This window comes from Rathayibacter tritici (genome assembly GCF_001641005.1).
GTDB classification, from domain to species: Bacteria; Actinomycetota; Actinomycetes; order Actinomycetales; family Microbacteriaceae; genus Rathayibacter; species Rathayibacter tritici.
Map to the genome: position 1 here is coordinate 2,234,975 of NZ_CP015515.1, position 15,935 is coordinate 2,250,909.

Consider the following 15,935-nt stretch of genomic DNA (forward strand, 5'->3'; position numbering starts at 1 on the left):
CGTGTCACGGCGACCATCGTACGGGTCAGTCCGTGAGAACCGCCGCCGCCGCGCGCGCCTCGTAGACCACGAGGTCGAGCTCGTCTCCCGTGGCGTTCACGTGCCCGACCTTGCGCCCAGGGCGCGGCTGCTTGCCGTAGTTGTGCACCTTCACGGCGGGGTAATCGGCCAGCACCCGCGAGTAGCGGTCGGTCAGCGACTCCCCCGCCGGTCCGCCCAGCACGTTGACCATCACCGTCCACCGATCGCGGCAGCCCGTCGCTCCGAGCGGAAGATCGAGGACAGCGCGCAGATGCTGCTCGAACTGGGAGGTGGTCGAGCCGTCCATCGTCCAGTGCCCGCTGTTGTGCGGGCGCATCGCGAGCTCGTTGACGAGGATCCGCTCGTCCGTCGTCTCGAACAGCTCGACGGCGAGGACGCCGGTCACGCCGAGGCTGTCGGCGATGGTCTGGGCGATCTCGGCGGCTGCTCCCGCGAGGCGTCCGGCCGAAGCCGGGGCCGGCGCGATCACCTCGGCGCAGACGCCGTCGCGCTGCACCGACTCCACGACGGGCCACAGAATGCTCTCGCCGGAGGGCCGACGGGCGATGAGCTGCGCGAGCTCACGGCGGAAATCGACCAGCTCCTCGACCAGGAGGGACCCGCCGCGGCCGTCTTCGGCGAGGGCAGCGAACCAGTCGTCCGCCTCATGGGCACCGCGCACCACGCGAACGCCCTTGCCGTCGTAGCCGCCCCGCGCGGTCTTCACCACGGCGCGGCCGCCGTGCCCGGCCAGGAACTCGCCCAGCTCGTCGGCGGAGGACACCTCGGCCCACTCCGGCACCGGGACACCCAGAGCGCTCAGACGGCGCCGCATCATCAGCTTGTCCTGCGCGTAGAGCAACGCATCGGGGCCGGGGTGCACCGCGACGCCGCGGGCGATGAGCTCGCGGAGGATCGGCTGGGGCACGTGCTCGTGGTCGAAGGTGACCACGTCCACGGTCTCGGCGAAGGCGAGCACCGTCGCCTCGTCGCGGTAGTCGCCGACCCGGGTTGCGGCGAGCGACGCCGACGCCCCCTCGTTCTCGGCGAGCACGGCGATCTCGATACCGAGCTCCACCGCCGCAGGAATCATCATCCGGGCGAGCTGGCCGCCTCCGATCACGCCGACGCGCATGACACGCCTCCATCTCCGCCCGCTGACGCGGGGCGGCTCCATGCTAGCGAGAGGCCACCGGCGTCACGCGGGCGGCGGCCACTCCGGTTCGAGGGCCGGGGCCGCGGAAATGGCCTCCCGGAGCAGGTCTGCCGTCAGCTCCGGGTCGGGCAGATCGCGCAGCACGAAGACCTCGGCGCCGGCCTGCCCGATCCGGACGTCGCCGCAGCGGGCCAGGCGCTGCCCGAGCGAGCGCTGGACCGAGACGTCCATCCGCCGGTCGAAAATGACCTCGGCGCGACGGACCGCCCCCACCCCCCGGCGCGCACGGAGGCCGGTCGCGGTGACGCGGTACCGCACACTCGCCCAGCCCGCGACTCCCGGCGCGCACAGCAGCAGCACCAGCACGGCGTTTCCGAGCGCGATGATCCAGCGCTGCAGAGCGAGCTCGAACTGCGCCGCGAAGTAGAAGCCCGTCCAGGTGAGCACGAGGAACCCGATGGCCGGCGCGACGGCGTGCCGGGCCCGCGGGGTCAGCCGCGCCAGCTCGCGGTCGCCGGGATCGGAGCGGGCCATCAGGAGCGCAGGTGTGTCACGTCGCCCGCGAGAAAGGATCGGCGGACGCCGCCCTGCTCGAGCACGAGCGAGCCGTCGGAGTCGAGGGCGGCGGCGGTGCCCTCCTCCTGTGTGCCGTCGGGCAGCTCCAGCCGCACGCGAGTCCCGAGCGTGGTGCAGGAGGCGCGCACCGCGGCGGCCGCGCCGGAGGACTCGGCATCGCCCCGGGCGAGCAACGGATTCAGGAGCGCGGAGAACTCGGCGAGGAACGCGGCGAGCACGGCGTCCGCGCTCGTCCGCGACGCTCCGGCGAGGGCGAGGGAGGTGGCGGTCGGCACCGGCAGCTCCTGCTCGCTCAGCAGGAGGTTCACCCCCGTGCCGACGACGACCCGGCCGTCGGGCAGCCGCTCGGCGAGGATCCCGGCGGCCTTCCTCCCGTCGATCAGGACGTCGTTGGGCCACTTCACCGCGACGTCCCCGTCGACCAGCGGCGCGAGCGCGCGGGCCAGGGCGGCACCCGCCACGAGCGGCAACCAGCCGGTGGCGGCTCCACCGAGCGCGGAGGCGTCGACCAGGGTCGAGGCCGCAAGTGTCCGGCCCGCGGGAGCCTGCCAGACACGCCCCAGACGACCGCGGCCCGCCCGTTGGTCGTCGGTCGCGATCACCGAGAGGTGCGGCCACGCGGCGGGCTCGGCACAGGCCCGCTCGCGGAGCTCGTCGTTCGTCGACCCCGCCGACTCGAGCACGAGGATGCGGGGGGAGACGGCTGCGGAGAGCGGGAGCTGCATCCGGCAACGGTAGCGGCGGCTCCCGCGAGGCCGCTCCGAGCGGCACGTCGCAGCGGCCCGCCTGCGCCGGTCATCTGCCTGTTTCGCCCGGCTGTTCCGCCCGCCCGTCCTTGTCCGGATCCTCCCGCCCGGGCCGCTGCTCCCTGTACCCATGCGACAAGAGGCGCCGTCCGCGCCGCCGGTAGGGTGAGCGGGTGACCGCGAACACCGAACGTCCCGCGCCCGATCTGTACACGACCGCGGGGAAGATCGCGGACCTCAGGAACCGTTACCACGAGGCCGTCACGGCCAGCGGCGAGGCGGCGATCGAGAAGCAGCACGCCAAGGGCAAGATGACCGCGCGCGAGCGGATCGACACCCTCCTGGACCCGGGCTCGTTCGTCGAGCTGGACGAGTTCGTCCGGCACCGCACGCATGCGTTCGGCATGGAGAAGAAGCGCCCCTACGGCGACGCGGTCGTTACCGGAACCGGCACCATCCACGGCCGACAGGTCGCCGTCTATTCGCAGGACTTCACGATCTTCGGCGGCTCGCTCGGCGAGGTGGCCGGCGAGAAGATCATCAAGGTGATGGACCTCGCCCTCAAGACGGGCGTGCCGATCATCGGCATCCTCGACTCCGGTGGAGCGCGCATTCAGGAGGGCGTGGTCGCCCTGGGCAAGTACGGCGAGATCTTCCGCCGCAACACAGCGGCGAGCGGAGTGATCCCCCAGATCTCGATCATCTGCGGTCCGGCTGCGGGCGGTGCGGTCTACTCCCCCGCCCTCACCGACTTCGTGATCATGGTCGATAAGACCAGCCAGATGTTCGTCACCGGCCCCGACGTGATCAAGACCGTCACCGGCGAGGACGTGGGTATGGAGGAGCTGGGCGGCGCGCTGACGCACAATAAGATCTCGGGCGTCTCGCACTACCTCGCGAGCGATGAGAACGACGCGCTCGACTATGCGCGGACACTCCTCTCCTTCCTCCCCGACAACAACCTGTCGCCGGTGCCCGTCTTCGAGACCGAGGTCGACCTCGAGACCACCGACGCCGACCGCTTCCTCGACACGGTCATCCCGGACAGCCCGAACCAGCCGTACGACATGCGGGCCGTGATCGAGCACATCGTCGACGAGGGCGATTTCCTCGAGGTGCAGCCGCTGTTCGCGCCGAACATCGTGATCGGCTTCGGCCGTGTCGAGGGCCGCTCGGTCGGGATCATCGCCAACCAGCCGAGCGCTATGGCCGGCACGTTGAACATCGAGGCCGGAGAGAAGGCGTCCCGCTTCGTGCGCTTCTGCGACGCCTTCTCGCTGCCGATCCTCACCCTGGTCGACGTTCCGGGGTACCTGCCCGGCACCGACCAGGAGTGGACGGGCGTCATCCGCCGCGGGGCGAAGCTGCTCTACGCCTACGCCGAAGCGACCGTGCCGCTGGTCACGGTGATCCTCCGCAAGGCCTACGGCGGCGCGTACATCGTGATGGGCTCCAAGCAGCTCGGTGCCGACATCAACCTGGCCTGGCCGACCGCCGAGATCGCCGTCATGGGCGGCCAGGGCGCGGTCAACATTCTCTACCGCCCCGAGATCCGCAAGGCGGAGGAGGCCGGCGAGGACGTCGCGGCCGTCAGGGCCCGCCTCGCGAGCGAGTACACCTACAACGTCGCGAGCCCCTTCCTCGCCGCCGAGCGCGGCGAGCTCGACGGCGTGATCGAGCCGTCGGCGACCCGCGTGTCCATCGTCAAGGCGCTGCGGGCGCTGCGCACCAAGCGCGCCAACCTCCCCGCGAAGAAGCACGGCAACATCCCGCTCTGATCCCCGGCCGCCGAGACACCGGGGCGGAGACGCCACGTCCGCCGCGGTGTCCCGTCGCACCGATGGTGTCTCGAGCGGGTCAGTCGGAGGTGCGTGGCGGAGCCGGCTGCGCCACCGGCTGCGCGGGCGCGGGGGCCTTCTCCTCCGGTTTCGCGCCGACCACGCGCGCGAAGGCGAGGGCCTGCGACGCGGAGAGGTCCGGCAGGTAGGCGCGCCCCAGGGCGGCTCCGATGCGCGGGAGTTGCAGGGCATCGGGGTAGGTCATCCACAGACCCGCGTAGCGCGGGTGGAACTTCGCCTTGAAGCGGAAGAGCGACGTGAAGCCGTAGGCCGGCTCCAGCGTGCGCGAGAGGAACTCGAGCAGCCGCGAGAGGACGGTCGGATCGGGCGTCTCCTGCCCCTCCTGGATCGGGGCGGTGGCCAGCGGCGCGCCGGACAGCGACAGGAACTCGGCGCCCTCCTCCTTCACGCGCAGCGCCGCCGACGCGATCAGGAACTCCATGATGCCGGGCATCGCGTCGTCGGACCGGCGCATGAAGTCGAGCGTCCAGCCGACGATCCGACCCTCACGGTGCACCGGCAGCCAGCTCGTGACGCCCTGCAGGGCGCCGTCGGGTCCGACCGCGAGCAGGAGGGCGACGTCGGGATCGCGCACCTCGTCGATCCCGCCCAGGGTGAAACCCATTTCCGGTAGCGCCTTCTCGGCGACCCACCGCTCCGACAGATCGACGATCTGGTTGGCCATGCCGAGGGAGAGCTCGTGCCAGCTGGTCCACTGCGCCTCGATCCCGAGCTTGATGCCCCGGTTCAGCGGATAGCGGACCTTCTGCCACTGCTTGCCGGTGAGCTCGAACGAGGACAGCTCGATGATCGTCTCCTCGCCCACCGAGAGGCGCGACCAGCCCAGGTCGTCGAAGACGGGCAGCACCTCGTCGTGGATGCTGTAGAAGACGGGGGTCCAGCTGCGCTCGTCGCAGAACCGTACGAACTCGGCCACGATCGCGGCCCGCCGCTCGGGGGCGCAGGCGGGGTCGGACAGGGTGATCGCCACGGCGCCGATCACCCGGTAGGCGACTCCGCCGGTCCCGTCGGCCGAGATCCAGTGAGCATTGCCCGCCCAGGTCCCCTGGTGGCCGAGGCTGCCTGCCCCGTGCTGCGAGAGGAGCGCGCGGTAGCGGGCCTCGTCGCCGCGGACGCGCTGCACATCGGTCGCGCGGAGCAGCGAGACGATCGCCACGATGACGAGCAGCCAGAACACCGGACCGGCCCACTCGAAGACGATTCGCGCCGCGGGATCGCGCGGCACGGCGAGCAGGCCGGCGCCGCCCAGGAAGCTCACCGGAACGAAGCGAAGCAGGCCGTCCAGCAGCAGCCGTCCGAACCCCAGCAGCGGCTCGAAGCTGGTGCGCACGCCCGCCGACAGCACGAGGTAGCTGCCGAGCAGGACCACGAAGGCGGACGCCACGACTCGCGTCCACAGCCGCGAGGCGGCGCGAGGAGCGCGGATGCGGAAGTGCCGGCGCCCGATCACGAGCATCGCCACGACCGCCAGCGGCACGAGCACGGTGGTCGCCACCCAGAGCAGGTACTCGGCGTAGTACTGGAACTCGGGGTGCCGAGCCGCGCGCTGCAAGGAGAAGATGTTGAGGACCGCGATGGCGACGTTGACGCCGACCGCGAGGAGCAGGCCGAGGCGGCGCCCGGAGCGCAGGCCGTAGGCCGCGACCAGCAGCAGGATCAGCGGAACGAAGGTCAGCAGGATCGGCCCGGGTGCGACGAGGCTCAGCTTCACGTGGTGGGCGCAGTGCCGCACGGCGCGGCTGCAGGGGTCCTCGAGATCGGTCGTGCCGGTGAAGGCGCTCTGCAGCAGGCGGCCGAGGAACGAGAACGGCCCGTAGCCCGAGTCAGAGAGGACGGCGACGAGCGGGCCGATCGCGGTGACGGCGACGACGGCCCCGTGCAGGGCCCGCGACTCCCGGTGCGAGCTCGGCGCCGGCCGCTGAGGACGCAGCCCCGACGCTCCTCTCGCCAGCACCGACCCGACCACGAGGCCCGCCGCCCCCGCGAGGAGCCGATAAGCGTCGGCGGAGTCGCCCGCGTAGAGCACGAACATCAGCACGACAGCGAACACGCTCACTCGGAGGCGGCGCCGCCAGAGCGCGCCCATGACCGCGGTCGAGGCGATCAGGGCTCCGACCGCACCGATCAGGGGGTCGAAGGTGCGGTCGCCGACCGTGTCACCCGCCCACCACTCGCCTGCGAGAGCGCCAAGCGACTGGAGGGATGTGCCGACGACCACGCCGATCACTCCGGTGACGAGGAAGGCGAGGACGGTCCGGGCCCAGCCGAGGCGGCGCTCCGCCGCGAGGAGCATCGGCAGCGCCAGGGCGACATCGAGGAGCAGCTGCAGCGGATCGGCGGCGATCACCAGCGCCGTAACCGCCGTCCACGGGCGGCCGTCGAGCGTCGTGGTCGCGCCGGCCGCCCACCAGGCCGCGGTCATCGCCTCCGCGGGGGCGGTGAGGGTGCCGGCGACCGCACTCGCGGTCAGGAGGACCAGGACGATCCCCACGGCGGCCGGGGATCTCCGGATCAGCAGCCGCAGGGGACGCACGGCCGCGGCGCCGCTCCTCGGGAACCAGGTCGGCATGCGGGAGGCTCCTGTTCACAACGGACGGACGACGCTCCGGCGCCATCCGGCGTCAGCATAGCCATGCACCGCTGGACCACGCCGTGAACGGCATGCGATAGCGTCACGGCATGGTCGCCACCGAGTCCGCCCCCGCTGTCGTCATCTCCACCCCCGGCCTCGGCACCGCCGACATCGCCGCGATCACGGCCGTCGTCGCCGCGCTGGCGTCACGGACCGAGGCGGAGCCGGAGACACCCCGCGAGCTCAGCGGAGGGTGGAATGACCGCGCCAGCGCAGTGCGCTCGCCGCTGCGTCCGGCGTCCGGAGCGTGGCGCTCCTTCTCCGGCTGATCGCACTCGTGGGGTTACCCGGCCGCCGATGGCGCGAACCGTGCGACCGAAGGTGAACTTTGTCCCCCGATTAGTCCCCTAAAGTGCTGACTATGCGCCTTCGAAGGGAGCGAGCACACTTGTCGATGTACGGTGCTCCTCCTTCAGAAGGGGCGCCGCCAATCACTCGCCGACCAGGGTAAGCAGGCGGGTGTGTTGGGGGCGAGTGAGGGTAATATTCGGGTTGTTACCCTCACTCGGGGTTTGACGGCGGGCCGGGCCCCCTCTTCGGAGGAGTGGACGGCCCGCCGCACTCCGTTAAGCGGCTGGATTTCTCCGCGACCGGCCGACCGCGACCGCTCAGGCGTCCCGCTCGCCCGGTCCGCCGCGTCGGATCTCGACCCACGCGTCCACCTCGTCGCCCGGGTCATCGGAACCCAGAGCGCCCGCACTGCCGTCACCCGCCGTCCGCAACCCCACAACGGTCACCGCCGACGCCGAATCGGCCGACGCGGTCCGCACAACCACCCGGTCCACCTCCTCGCGAATGCCGTCGAGCGCCCGAGCGAGCTCGCCCAGCACCCGGCGGCTCTCGCTCTCCGAGCTGCGGTCCAGTCCGCCGTCATCGAGCACCGAGACGCTCACCCCGCGGCGCCGCGCGTCGAGCACCAGGCGCCGCACCTCGTCGTCGAGCAATCGCCTGCCTCGGATCTCGTCGCGCACCGCCGCCTCGAGCAGGCGGCATTCGCGCCGCTCGTCGTCGGTCAGACCCGGCCCCGGCTGCGCGATGCGCAGCAGCATGTCGGAGGCGAGAGCGCGGGTCTGCTCGAGGCGCACCTCGCGCTCCGTGAGGTGCGCCTCCTCCGCCGCACGCCACGACGCGGCCGCGCGCTCGGCCGCCTCGAGCACACGCGCCTCCGATCCCGCCCGCCCCAGCTCGACGATGAGCAGCTGCGCGATCGCGACCCAGGCGATTCCGCCGACGACGCCGAGGGTGGCGAGCGCGGCGGGACCCGCCCAGACCAGGGTGTGCACGATCAGGAAGCCAACGCCGATCCACGCGCAGATGGCCCGGCGCCGGGCGCAGACGATCGTCATCAGGGTTCCGACGGCGGCGATGTACCAGGTGGAGTAGCCGTTGGAGGCGGCCGGGTCCAAAGATGGCGACACGAGCAGGGGCAGGGCGACGGCGACCACGGCCATCCCGATCGCGACCGGGAGCGCGAGCCGGGTGGTCGATCCGGGCCAGAGGGCGACGACCGTCGCCGCGACGTAGAGCGCCACCGCGACCAGGTCGGCCGCAGTGGCCGGGGAGAGACGGAACGAGAAGAACGCGAGCACCACGTGATAGAGCGAGAAGCCGGCGCCGAGCCCCTGGAGCAGAGGCCGCGGGTACGCGATCATCGCGCACCGCCCGCGTCCGGGCGCCAGGTGAGGACGACCCGCGTCCCTTCGCCCGGTGTCGAATCGATCCGGGCGACGCCCCGGGCATTGTGCACCCGCTCGAGGATGGACAGCCGGATGCCCAGCCGCTCACGCGGCACATCGGCCAGCTGGAAGCCGCGGCCGTCGTCCTCCACCACGATCTCCACCACGCCGTCGCCGAGCACCCCGTGGACGACGCGGTGCACTCTGCCGCTCGGCCCGGCGTGCTGGACGCTGTTAGCGAGGGCCTGGTAGACGGCTCCGAGCAAGGCCTCGGCCACCGAGCGGGGCAGGGTCGTCCGCCGCGGATCGACACCCTCGGCCGTCTCCACAGCGATCTCGGTCCCGAAGGTGGACGCGGCGTGCGCGAGTCGGCGCTGCAAGCGCTCCAGCGGGATCATGCCCTTCGGCGTGTCGGGCTCGTGATCCGGCAGGAGCACTCCGAGTGTGCGCTGAGCCATCGACGAGACGAGAGCACGCTCAGCCGGCGACTCGGCCGACGCGGCGGAGAGGAGGGTGGCGAGCACGTTGTCGTGCACCAGCGCGTCGACCTCGACCCGCTCCACCTCGCCGGCGTGCTGGCGCATCGCGGCCTCGTACTGCTGTGTGGCCGTGGTCTGAGCGCGGTCGACCTGATCGGCCGATTGCCGGAGCACGGTGATCAGCACCAGCATCACGAACCCGACGATGCCGACGTACGCGGCGTCGAGGATCGCGCGAGTCGGCTCCGCTCCACCCCCGGCGGGCAGCACGCGGAGCACCCCGAACAGCACCGTCGTCACGCCGGCGTAGGCGATGGCGACGCGCAGCGGTGCCGCGATGGTGCAGAAGGCGGTGCCGATGGTCATCAGGTACCAGACCCAGGGCGTCTCGCGACTGGCGACCCCGGGAGCGACGGCTGCCGGCCAGGTCACCACCGAGACGAAGACCCCGACGGCGACCAGGACCGCAGTGATCCGGGAACCGCGCCGCAGCACGGCAGTGACGACGGCGCCGCTGAGCGACCCGAACACCAGTACCAGCACCGGCCAGGCGACCTCGGGGCGCAGCAACGGCAGCTGGGCGAGGATCGGCGGGACGGTCTGCACGCCGAAACCGAAGCCGAAGAAGGACACGACCGTGCTGATGATCGTGTCGATCCGCTCGCGCCCGGCGTTCCGGCGGGCGATCGGAGCCTCAGCGCCCGCCATCGCCGTCATCCGGGTCGATGCCCGGGAGGATGCCGTCCTCGACCGCACGCCGCAACAGATCGACCTTCGTCGGCGCGGGACGGCCGATCTCGACGTACTTCTCGCGGATCCGGTCGAGATACTCCTTCGCCGTCGACACCGAGATCTGGAGCCGCTCGGCCACCCGCTTCAACGGCAGGCCCGAAGCGTAGAGGTGCAGGACGTCGCGCTCGCGGCGGCCGAGCACGGCCCGGGCGAAGTCGTCATCGGCGTCGATCGCTGACGCCCACTCCAGATTGTTCAGCACCTCGCCGCGAGCGACGGTGCGGATGGCGGCGACCACGGTCGACATCGGCGACGACTTGGGAATGACCCCGGCGGCACCGGCGGCGAGCGCCTCCCGCACCGCCACCACACGATCGGCAATGCTGTGCACGAGGACGGCGGAGCCGCGCACCTGCCCCCACTTCACGTTGCTGGTGATACTCGACCCGTCGTTCAGGGACAGATCCAGGACGAGCACATCGATCTCGGCACTGCCGATCGTGCACTCGAGCGCCTGCACCGTCTCGGCGGCGGCGATCACCTGCATCCCCGCACTGTGGACGGCAGCGGCGACGCCGAGGCGCACCGATTCGTGGTCGTCCACGATCGCCACCCGCACCCGCGGACCCTCGGCTGCATCATGGTCGGCAGGGAACTCCATCCAACCCATGCTACGCAGGCGCGAGGCCGCGGTCAGTCCCCTTGGCGGACCAGACGCGCGACGGCCTCTCCGTGCGAGGTGTGCGGGAAGAGGTCGAAGCCGTCGAGAGTCGCGAGCTCGTAACCCTCAGCGGTCAGTGCCCCGACGTCGCGGGCGAGCGCCACCGGGTCGCAGGCGACGTAGACGAGCTGGGCCGGTCGCAGCTGCGCCAGCGCCTCGGTGACCGCGCGGCCAGCGCCCGAGCGGGGCGGATCGAGGACGACGGTGGCCGCCCGCCACCGCCCCCGCTCGCGAGCATCGGCCTGGGCGAGCACGTCGCGGAGGTAACGGTCCACCCGGGCTGTCACCGCCCGGGCGCCGACGTGGTCGGCAAGGTTCTCGAGCGCGTGCTCGGTGGCGCGGGAGTCGCTCTCGACGCTGGTCACACGGACTCCGGCTCCGAGGCGGTCGGCCAGAGCGGCGGCAAGCAGGCCCACACCGCCATAGAGGTCGTGGTTCGCCGCATCCGGATCCGCCGACTCCGCATCGACGGCGGCCTGAACGGCCTCGAAGAGCGTGGCGGCCGCTCCGCGGTGCACCTGCCAGAAGCCGGTGCGATCGACCCGGAAGGTGCGGCCGGCGACGAACTCGCTCACCACAGTGCGGTCGCGGCGCGCGCGCTTGTCGGCGGGGTCGTGCACGAGCACCGCGGCGCCCTCGGAGCCGGCGGCGTCCACGAGGTCGACGACGGATCCGGGCGCGAGGCGCTCGCCGAGGGGTGCGACCAGCGACGAATCGGCGGTCGCTAATGGCAGCGTCCGCACCGTGACGACGTGGTGGCTGCGCGCGGCGTAGGGGCCGACACGGCCAGCGTCGTCGACGTGCAGGCGGTTGCGGGTGCGCCAGCCGAGCCCGTGGGAGGCGTCGTCGCCGGCGATCGGCGCGACCTCCACCCCGACGTCGCGGTGGGCGAAGCGGGCGAAGGAGTCGACCAGCACCAGGCGTTTGAGCTCGCGCTGATAGGCCAGATCGGCGTGGCCGAACTCAGCGCCTCCGACCCGCTCCTCGGGACGACGGCCGAGAGCGGCCTCGGGCCAGATGTGCTCGACCCGGTGCTCCGACGCCTCCAGTACCTCCAGGGCCTCGCCGCGCCAGAAGCTGTCGTGCCGCACCTCGCTGATCCGGACCCGGACGCGCTCACCGGGGAGGACATCCGGGACGAAGACCACGCGGCCCTCGTGTCGGGCGACGAACACGCCGCCGTGAGCAACGTTGCTAATGTCGAGCTCGATCTCGGTCCCGAGTGCGTCGTCGGCTCCATCGGAGCGGGCGGATGCTCGGGGCGGGGTCTGTGCCATCCGTCGAGCATCCCACAGCGTGGGCCCGGCCGCAGGGAGCCTTCGTGCGCCTCTACCTCGCCTCCACGTCCCCGGCGCGCCTCGCGCTGCTGCGGGCCGCAGGGATCGAGCCCGTCGTCGTCCCCTCCGAGGTGGACGAGCCCGCGGCCGTCGCCCGCTCCGAGCAGGAGCGGGGCGCGGTGCTGGATGCGGACGCCACCGTGTCGCTGCTCGCGCATGCCAAGGCGCACGCCGTGCTGAGCTCCGAGGTCGATGGACTGGTGCTCGGCGGCGACTCGGCGTTCGTGCTCGACGGGGTCGTCCACGGCAAGCCGCACCAGCCGGAACGGGCCCGCGAGCGCTGGCGGGCTCAGCGCGGACGCACCGGCCGCCTCCACTCCGGTCACTGGCTGATCGACCACCGCGGCGGACGGATCGTCGCGGAGGCCGGTGCGGTCACGTCCGCCGCCGTCACGTTCGCCGCGGACATCGAGGACACCGAGATCGACGCCTACGTCGCCACCGGCGAGCCGCTCGAGGTGGCCGGCGCCTTCACCATCGACGGCCGCGGCGCCGGGTTCATCACCGCGATCGAGGGCGACCCCTCGACCGTGATCGGGATGTCGGTGCCGACCCTCCGCTCGCTCGTGCGCAGTCTCGGCGTCGACTGGACCGCACTCTGGAACCGGTGAGCGCCCGCGCGCCGTTGTGAGGATCCGACGAACGCCCCCCGCTTCTTTGTCGTGAGCCGCGACGGGCCGCGCGCAGGCGCCCCCTAGGGTTAGGAACCATGCCGAAGATTACGAAGGTGCTCATCGCCAACCGAGGCGAGATCGCCGTCCGAGTCATCCGCGCAGCCCGCGACAGCGGGATCGCCTCCGTCGCCGTCTACGCCGACCAGGACCGCGACGCCGTGCACAGCCGCCTCGCCGACGAGGCCTACGCCCTCGGCGGGACCACCAGCGCCGAGACCTACCTCGTCATCGACAAGCTGCTCTCGGTGGCCCGCCGCTCCGGCGCCGACGCCGTGCACCCCGGCTACGGCTTCCTCGCCGAGAACGCCGACTTCGCCCGCGCCGTGATCGACGCCGGACTGATCTGGATCGGCCCCGGTCCCGACGCGATCGAACGCCTGGGCGACAAGGTCTCGGCCCGCCACGTGGCCGAGAAGGTCGGCGCTCCACTCGCTCCGGGAACCCTCAACCCCGTCTCGGGCGCCGCCGAAGTGCTCGAGTTCGTCGACCAGCACGGCCTCCCCGTCGCGATCAAGGCGGCGTTCGGAGGCGGCGGGCGCGGCCTCAAGGTCGCCCGCGAACGCGAGGAGGTCGAGGAACTCTTCGCCTCCGCTACCCGCGAGGCCGTCGCCGCCTTCGGTCGCGGCGAGTGCTTCGTCGAGAAGTACCTCGATCAGCCGCGCCACGTCGAGACCCAGTGCCTGGCCGATGCGCACGGCACCGTCGTCGTCGTCTCCACTCGCGACTGCTCCCTCCAGCGCCGCCACCAGAAGCTCGTCGAGGAGGCGCCTGCGCCGTTCCTGACCGACGAGCAGAACGCCGAGCTCTACCGCGCCTCGAAGGCGATCCTGAAGGAGGTCGGCTACCTCGGCGCCGGCACCTGCGAGTTCCTGATCGGCAAGGACGGCACGGTGTCCTTCCTCGAGGTCAACACGCGCCTCCAGGTCGAGCACCCCGTGTCGGAGGAGGTCACCGGTATCGACCTCGTCCGCGAGCAGTTCCGGCTCGCGGAGGGCGGCGCGCTCGACGACGCCGACCCGGCGCCCCGCGGCCACTCCTTCGAGTTCCGGATCAACGGTGAGGACGCGGGCCGCGGCTTCCTCCCCGCCCCCGGCCCGGTGCACGTCTTCAAGGCGCCCGGCGGACCCGGTGTCCGCGTCGACTCCGGTGTCGTCGCGGGCGACGTGATCTCCGGCTCCTTCGACTCGCTCCTCGCGAAGCTGATCGTCACCGGCGATAGCCGCGAGCAGGCGCTCGAGCGATCGCGGCGCGCTCTGGCCGAGTTCGAGGTCACCGGACTGCCGACGGTGCTCCCCTTCCACCGCGCGATCGTCGAGGACCCGGCCTTCGCCCCTGAGGGCGGCGCCCCCTTCTCGATCTACACCCGCTGGATCGAGACCGAGTTCGAGAACACGATCCCGGCCTGGAGCGGCGAGCCCGGAGCGACCCCCGAGGCAGCAGCCCGCCAGAACGTGGTCGTCGAGGTCGACGGACGCCGCGTCGAGGTCACCCTGCCCGGCGACCTCGTCGGCTCCGCCCCCGCGCGCGGAGCCGCCGCGGCCACCCCGAAGCGCCGCGGCTCCTCCTCCGTCAGCACGGTCACGGGCGACTCGGTCGCCTCGCCGATGCAGGCCACGATCGTCAAGGTCGCCGTCGCCGAGGGCGACACCGTCGTCACCGGCGACCTCGTCGTCGTCCTTGAAGCGATGAAGATGGAGCAGCCGCTCACCGCCCACAAGGACGGCACCGTCACCGCCCTCAACGCGGAGGCCGGCTCCACCGTCGCCGCCGGCCACGTGCTCCTGCACATCGTCAGCCCCTAGCCGACGCGGGGAGTGGCCTAGGAGACGATGTGCATGGCGCGGGCGGCGTCCGAGATCGAGCCGGTGAGGCTCGGGTAGACGGTGAAGGCGCGGGCGACCTGGTCGACGGTCAGTCGGTGCTCGACGGCGAGGGCCAGCGGGAAGATCAGCTCGCTCGCCTTCGGTGCGACAATGACGCCTCCGATGACGGTGCCGGAGCCGGTACGCGCGAACAGCTTCACGAAACCGTCGCGGATGCCCATCATCTTCGCCCGCGGATTCGCGGCGAGCGGGAGCTTGTAGATGTCGCCCTGCGCGATCCCCTCCTCAATCTCGCGCTGACTCCAGCCGACGGTCGCGATCTCGGGCTGCGTGAAGATGTTCGCCGCGACATTGCGCACCTCGGTCGGGTTCACGGCATCCCCCATCGCATGGAACACGCCCGTGCGGCCCTGCATGGCGGCGACGGAGGCGAGCGGGAGGAACGTGGTGCAGTCGCCGGCCGCGTAGATGGAGGGGACGCTGGTGCGGGCGACGCGATTGACGCGAATGTGACCCGACTCCGTCAGCTGCACTCCGGCGTCCTCGAGGCCGATACCCGCCGTGTTCGGCACCGAGCCGACGGCCATCAGGCAGTGCGAGCCCTCGACGACGCGTCCGTCCGAGAGCACGGCCTGCACGCCCTTCTCGGTCCGCTCGACGCGATCGGCGCGGGACTTCGAGAGCACGACCATGCCGTTGCGCTTGAACACGTTCTCGATCACGGCGGCCGCGTCGGCATCCTCGCCGGGCAGCACCTGGTCGCGGGAGGAGATCAGGGTCACGCGGGCGCCGAGCGCGCGGTAGGCGGAGGCGAACTCCGCACCGGTCACTCCGGAGCCGACCACGATGAGGTGCTCGGGGACGGACTTGAGGGTGTAGAGCTGGGTCCAGCTGAGGATCCGCTCGCCGTCGGGAGCGGCCGTCGGCAGCACTCGCGGACTGGCGCCGACCGACACGACGATGGTGTCCGCCTCGATGCGGTCGAAGTCCATGCCCTCGCCGCCGGCCGCCGTCGATACGATCAGCGCAGTGGAGCCGTCCAGGCGACCGTCGCCCTGCACGATGCGCACGCCGTGGTGCACCAGATTCGCGCGCATGTCCTCGGACTGCTGACGCGCGAGGCCGAGCAGGCGCTTGTTCACCGTCGCGAGGTTCACCGCCACGTCGGGACGAACCGGCTTGTTCTGCTCCGAGCGGGTGAAGAACTGCACACCGAGGTCGGCAGCTTCGCCGATCGCGTTCGTGGCCTCGGCCGTCGCGATCAGCGACTTCGACGGAACGACGTCCGTGATCACAGCCGAGCCGCCCACTCCGACCCGCTCGACCAGAGTGACCTCTGCGCCGAGCTGCGTCCCCGCGATGGCGGCCTCGTAGCCTCCTGGCCCCCCTCCGAGTACAGCGATTCTCTGCGCGCGCTCGAACTCGTAAGCCATGAGTCCCATTGTCCCCTCTGACTGAGTGTTCACCCAATCGCGGGGTGTCCGAGCGCCCGCGGGAGTCGCC

The 15,935-nt window shown here is 71.7% G+C and carries 13 protein-coding genes; 4 read left to right on the plus strand and 9 right to left on the minus strand.

Translation table 11 applies throughout. From position 1 onward, the window contains the following. Positions 1–25: 25 nt before the first annotated feature. The 3 genes from A6122_RS10115 to A6122_RS10125 form a co-directional block, all read right to left on the minus strand. A complete protein-coding gene (locus tag A6122_RS10115) occupies positions 26–1,156 on the minus strand; it encodes a 5-(carboxyamino)imidazole ribonucleotide synthase (RefSeq protein WP_068254475.1) in 1,131 nt (376 codons plus the stop codon). Positions 1,157–1,219: 63 nt separating this feature from the next. Next, positions 1,220–1,711 carry a PH domain-containing protein gene (locus tag A6122_RS10120; protein ID WP_068254478.1) on the minus strand — a complete coding sequence of 164 codons (492 nt, stop codon included), beginning with the start codon at positions 1,709–1,711 and terminating at the stop codon, positions 1,220–1,222. After that, entirely contained in the window at positions 1,711–2,478 is a 768-nt protein-coding gene (locus A6122_RS10125; protein ID WP_068254481.1) for a biotin--[acetyl-CoA-carboxylase] ligase, read from the minus strand. The genes A6122_RS10120 and A6122_RS10125 overlap by 1 nt, the downstream gene beginning before the upstream one ends. Positions 2,479–2,672: 194 nt before the next feature. On the opposite strand from A6122_RS10125, the gene A6122_RS10130 reads away from it, so the two are divergent. Then, the gene (locus A6122_RS10130; RefSeq protein WP_068254484.1) at positions 2,673–4,277 is read left to right on the plus strand and encodes an acyl-CoA carboxylase subunit beta; all 1,605 of its coding nucleotides are present in this window, start codon (positions 2,673–2,675) and stop codon (positions 4,275–4,277) included. Between the two features lie 79 nt (positions 4,278–4,356). Here the strand turns inward: A6122_RS10130 and A6122_RS10135 are convergent, their stop codons facing one another. Next, positions 4,357–6,927: a bifunctional lysylphosphatidylglycerol flippase/synthetase MprF gene (locus tag A6122_RS10135; protein ID WP_068254486.1), complete on the minus strand. Its 2,571-nt coding sequence runs from the start codon at positions 6,925–6,927 to the stop codon at positions 4,357–4,359. Between the two features lie 110 nt (positions 6,928–7,037). On the opposite strand from A6122_RS10135, the gene A6122_RS10140 reads away from it, so the two are divergent. After that, positions 7,038–7,259, plus strand: a complete 222-nt coding sequence (locus A6122_RS10140) for an acyl-CoA carboxylase epsilon subunit (protein WP_068254489.1) — start codon at positions 7,038–7,040, stop codon at positions 7,257–7,259. Between the two features lie 339 nt (positions 7,260–7,598). Here A6122_RS10140 and A6122_RS10145 read toward each other — a convergent pair whose 3' ends face one another. Genes A6122_RS10145 through A6122_RS10160 form a run of 4 tightly spaced genes read right to left on the minus strand, consistent with a single transcriptional unit; the run spans position 7,599 to position 11,875 of the window. After that, entirely contained in the window at positions 7,599–8,642 is a 1,044-nt protein-coding gene (locus A6122_RS10145) for a hypothetical protein (protein WP_068254492.1), read from the minus strand. Beyond that, positions 8,639–9,853, minus strand: coding sequence for a sensor histidine kinase (locus A6122_RS10150; protein WP_104273962.1), 1,215 nt, complete (start codon positions 9,851–9,853; stop codon positions 8,639–8,641). The genes A6122_RS10145 and A6122_RS10150 overlap by 4 nt, the downstream gene beginning before the upstream one ends. Next, positions 9,840–10,538 (minus strand): response regulator transcription factor, encoded by a 699-nt coding sequence (locus A6122_RS10155; protein WP_237358165.1) that lies wholly within the window; start codon positions 10,536–10,538, stop codon positions 9,840–9,842. Before A6122_RS10155 ends, A6122_RS10150 begins: the two co-directional genes overlap by 14 nt. A gap of 32 nt (positions 10,539–10,570) precedes the next feature. Next, positions 10,571–11,875 carry a class I SAM-dependent RNA methyltransferase gene (locus A6122_RS10160; protein ID WP_084415950.1) on the minus strand — a complete coding sequence of 435 codons (1,305 nt, stop codon included), beginning with the start codon at positions 11,873–11,875 and terminating at the stop codon, positions 10,571–10,573. Positions 11,876–11,919: 44 nt separating this feature from the next. Here A6122_RS10160 and A6122_RS10165 point away from each other — a divergent pair, with 44 nt between their 5' ends. Together A6122_RS10165 and A6122_RS10170 are read left to right on the plus strand one after the other, a co-directional pair. After that, positions 11,920–12,546: a Maf family protein gene (locus A6122_RS10165; RefSeq protein ID WP_068254499.1), complete on the plus strand. Its 627-nt coding sequence runs from the start codon at positions 11,920–11,922 to the stop codon at positions 12,544–12,546. Between the two features lie 98 nt (positions 12,547–12,644). Further along, a complete protein-coding gene (locus tag A6122_RS10170; protein ID WP_068254502.1) occupies positions 12,645–14,411 on the plus strand; it encodes an acetyl/propionyl/methylcrotonyl-CoA carboxylase subunit alpha in 1,767 nt (588 codons plus the stop codon). 17 nt (positions 14,412–14,428) lie between these two features. On the opposite strand, the gene A6122_RS10175 is transcribed toward A6122_RS10170, so the two are convergent. Then, complete coding sequence (locus A6122_RS10175; RefSeq protein WP_068257470.1) at positions 14,429–15,865, minus strand: NAD(P)H-quinone dehydrogenase; 1,437 nt, start codon at positions 15,863–15,865, stop codon at positions 14,429–14,431. Positions 15,866–15,935: the final 70 nt, after the last annotated feature.

What these genes read in the sequence shown, in the direction of transcription:
- A6122_RS10115 (WP_068254475.1), bottom strand. Translation starts at nt 1,156, where the DNA reads ATGCGCGTCGGCGTGATCGGAGGCGGCCAGCTCGCCCGGATGATGATT.
- A6122_RS10120 (WP_068254478.1), bottom strand. Translation starts at nt 1,711, where the DNA reads ATGGCCCGCTCCGATCCCGGCGACCGCGAGCTGGCGCGGCTGACCCCG.
- A6122_RS10125 (WP_068254481.1), bottom strand. Translation starts at nt 2,478, where the DNA reads ATGCAGCTCCCGCTCTCCGCAGCCGTCTCCCCCCGCATCCTCGTGCTC.
- A6122_RS10135 (WP_068254486.1), bottom strand. Translation starts at nt 6,927, where the DNA reads ATGCCGACCTGGTTCCCGAGGAGCGGCGCCGCGGCCGTGCGTCCCCTG.
- A6122_RS10140 (WP_068254489.1), top strand. Translation starts at nt 7,038, where the DNA reads ATGGTCGCCACCGAGTCCGCCCCCGCTGTCGTCATCTCCACCCCCGGC.
- A6122_RS10145 (WP_068254492.1), bottom strand. Translation starts at nt 8,642, where the DNA reads ATGATCGCGTACCCGCGGCCTCTGCTCCAGGGGCTCGGCGCCGGCTTC.
- A6122_RS10150 (WP_104273962.1), bottom strand. Translation starts at nt 9,853, where the DNA reads ATGGCGGGCGCTGAGGCTCCGATCGCCCGCCGGAACGCCGGGCGCGAG.
- A6122_RS10155 (WP_237358165.1), bottom strand. Translation starts at nt 10,538, where the DNA reads ATGGAGTTCCCTGCCGACCATGATGCAGCCGAGGGTCCGCGGGTGCGG.
- A6122_RS10160 (WP_084415950.1), bottom strand. Translation starts at nt 11,875, where the DNA reads ATGGCACAGACCCCGCCCCGAGCATCCGCCCGCTCCGATGGAGCCGAC.
- A6122_RS10170 (WP_068254502.1), top strand. Translation starts at nt 12,645, where the DNA reads ATGCCGAAGATTACGAAGGTGCTCATCGCCAACCGAGGCGAGATCGCC.
- A6122_RS10175 (WP_068257470.1), bottom strand. Translation starts at nt 15,865, where the DNA reads ATGGCTTACGAGTTCGAGCGCGCGCAGAGAATCGCTGTACTCGGAGGG.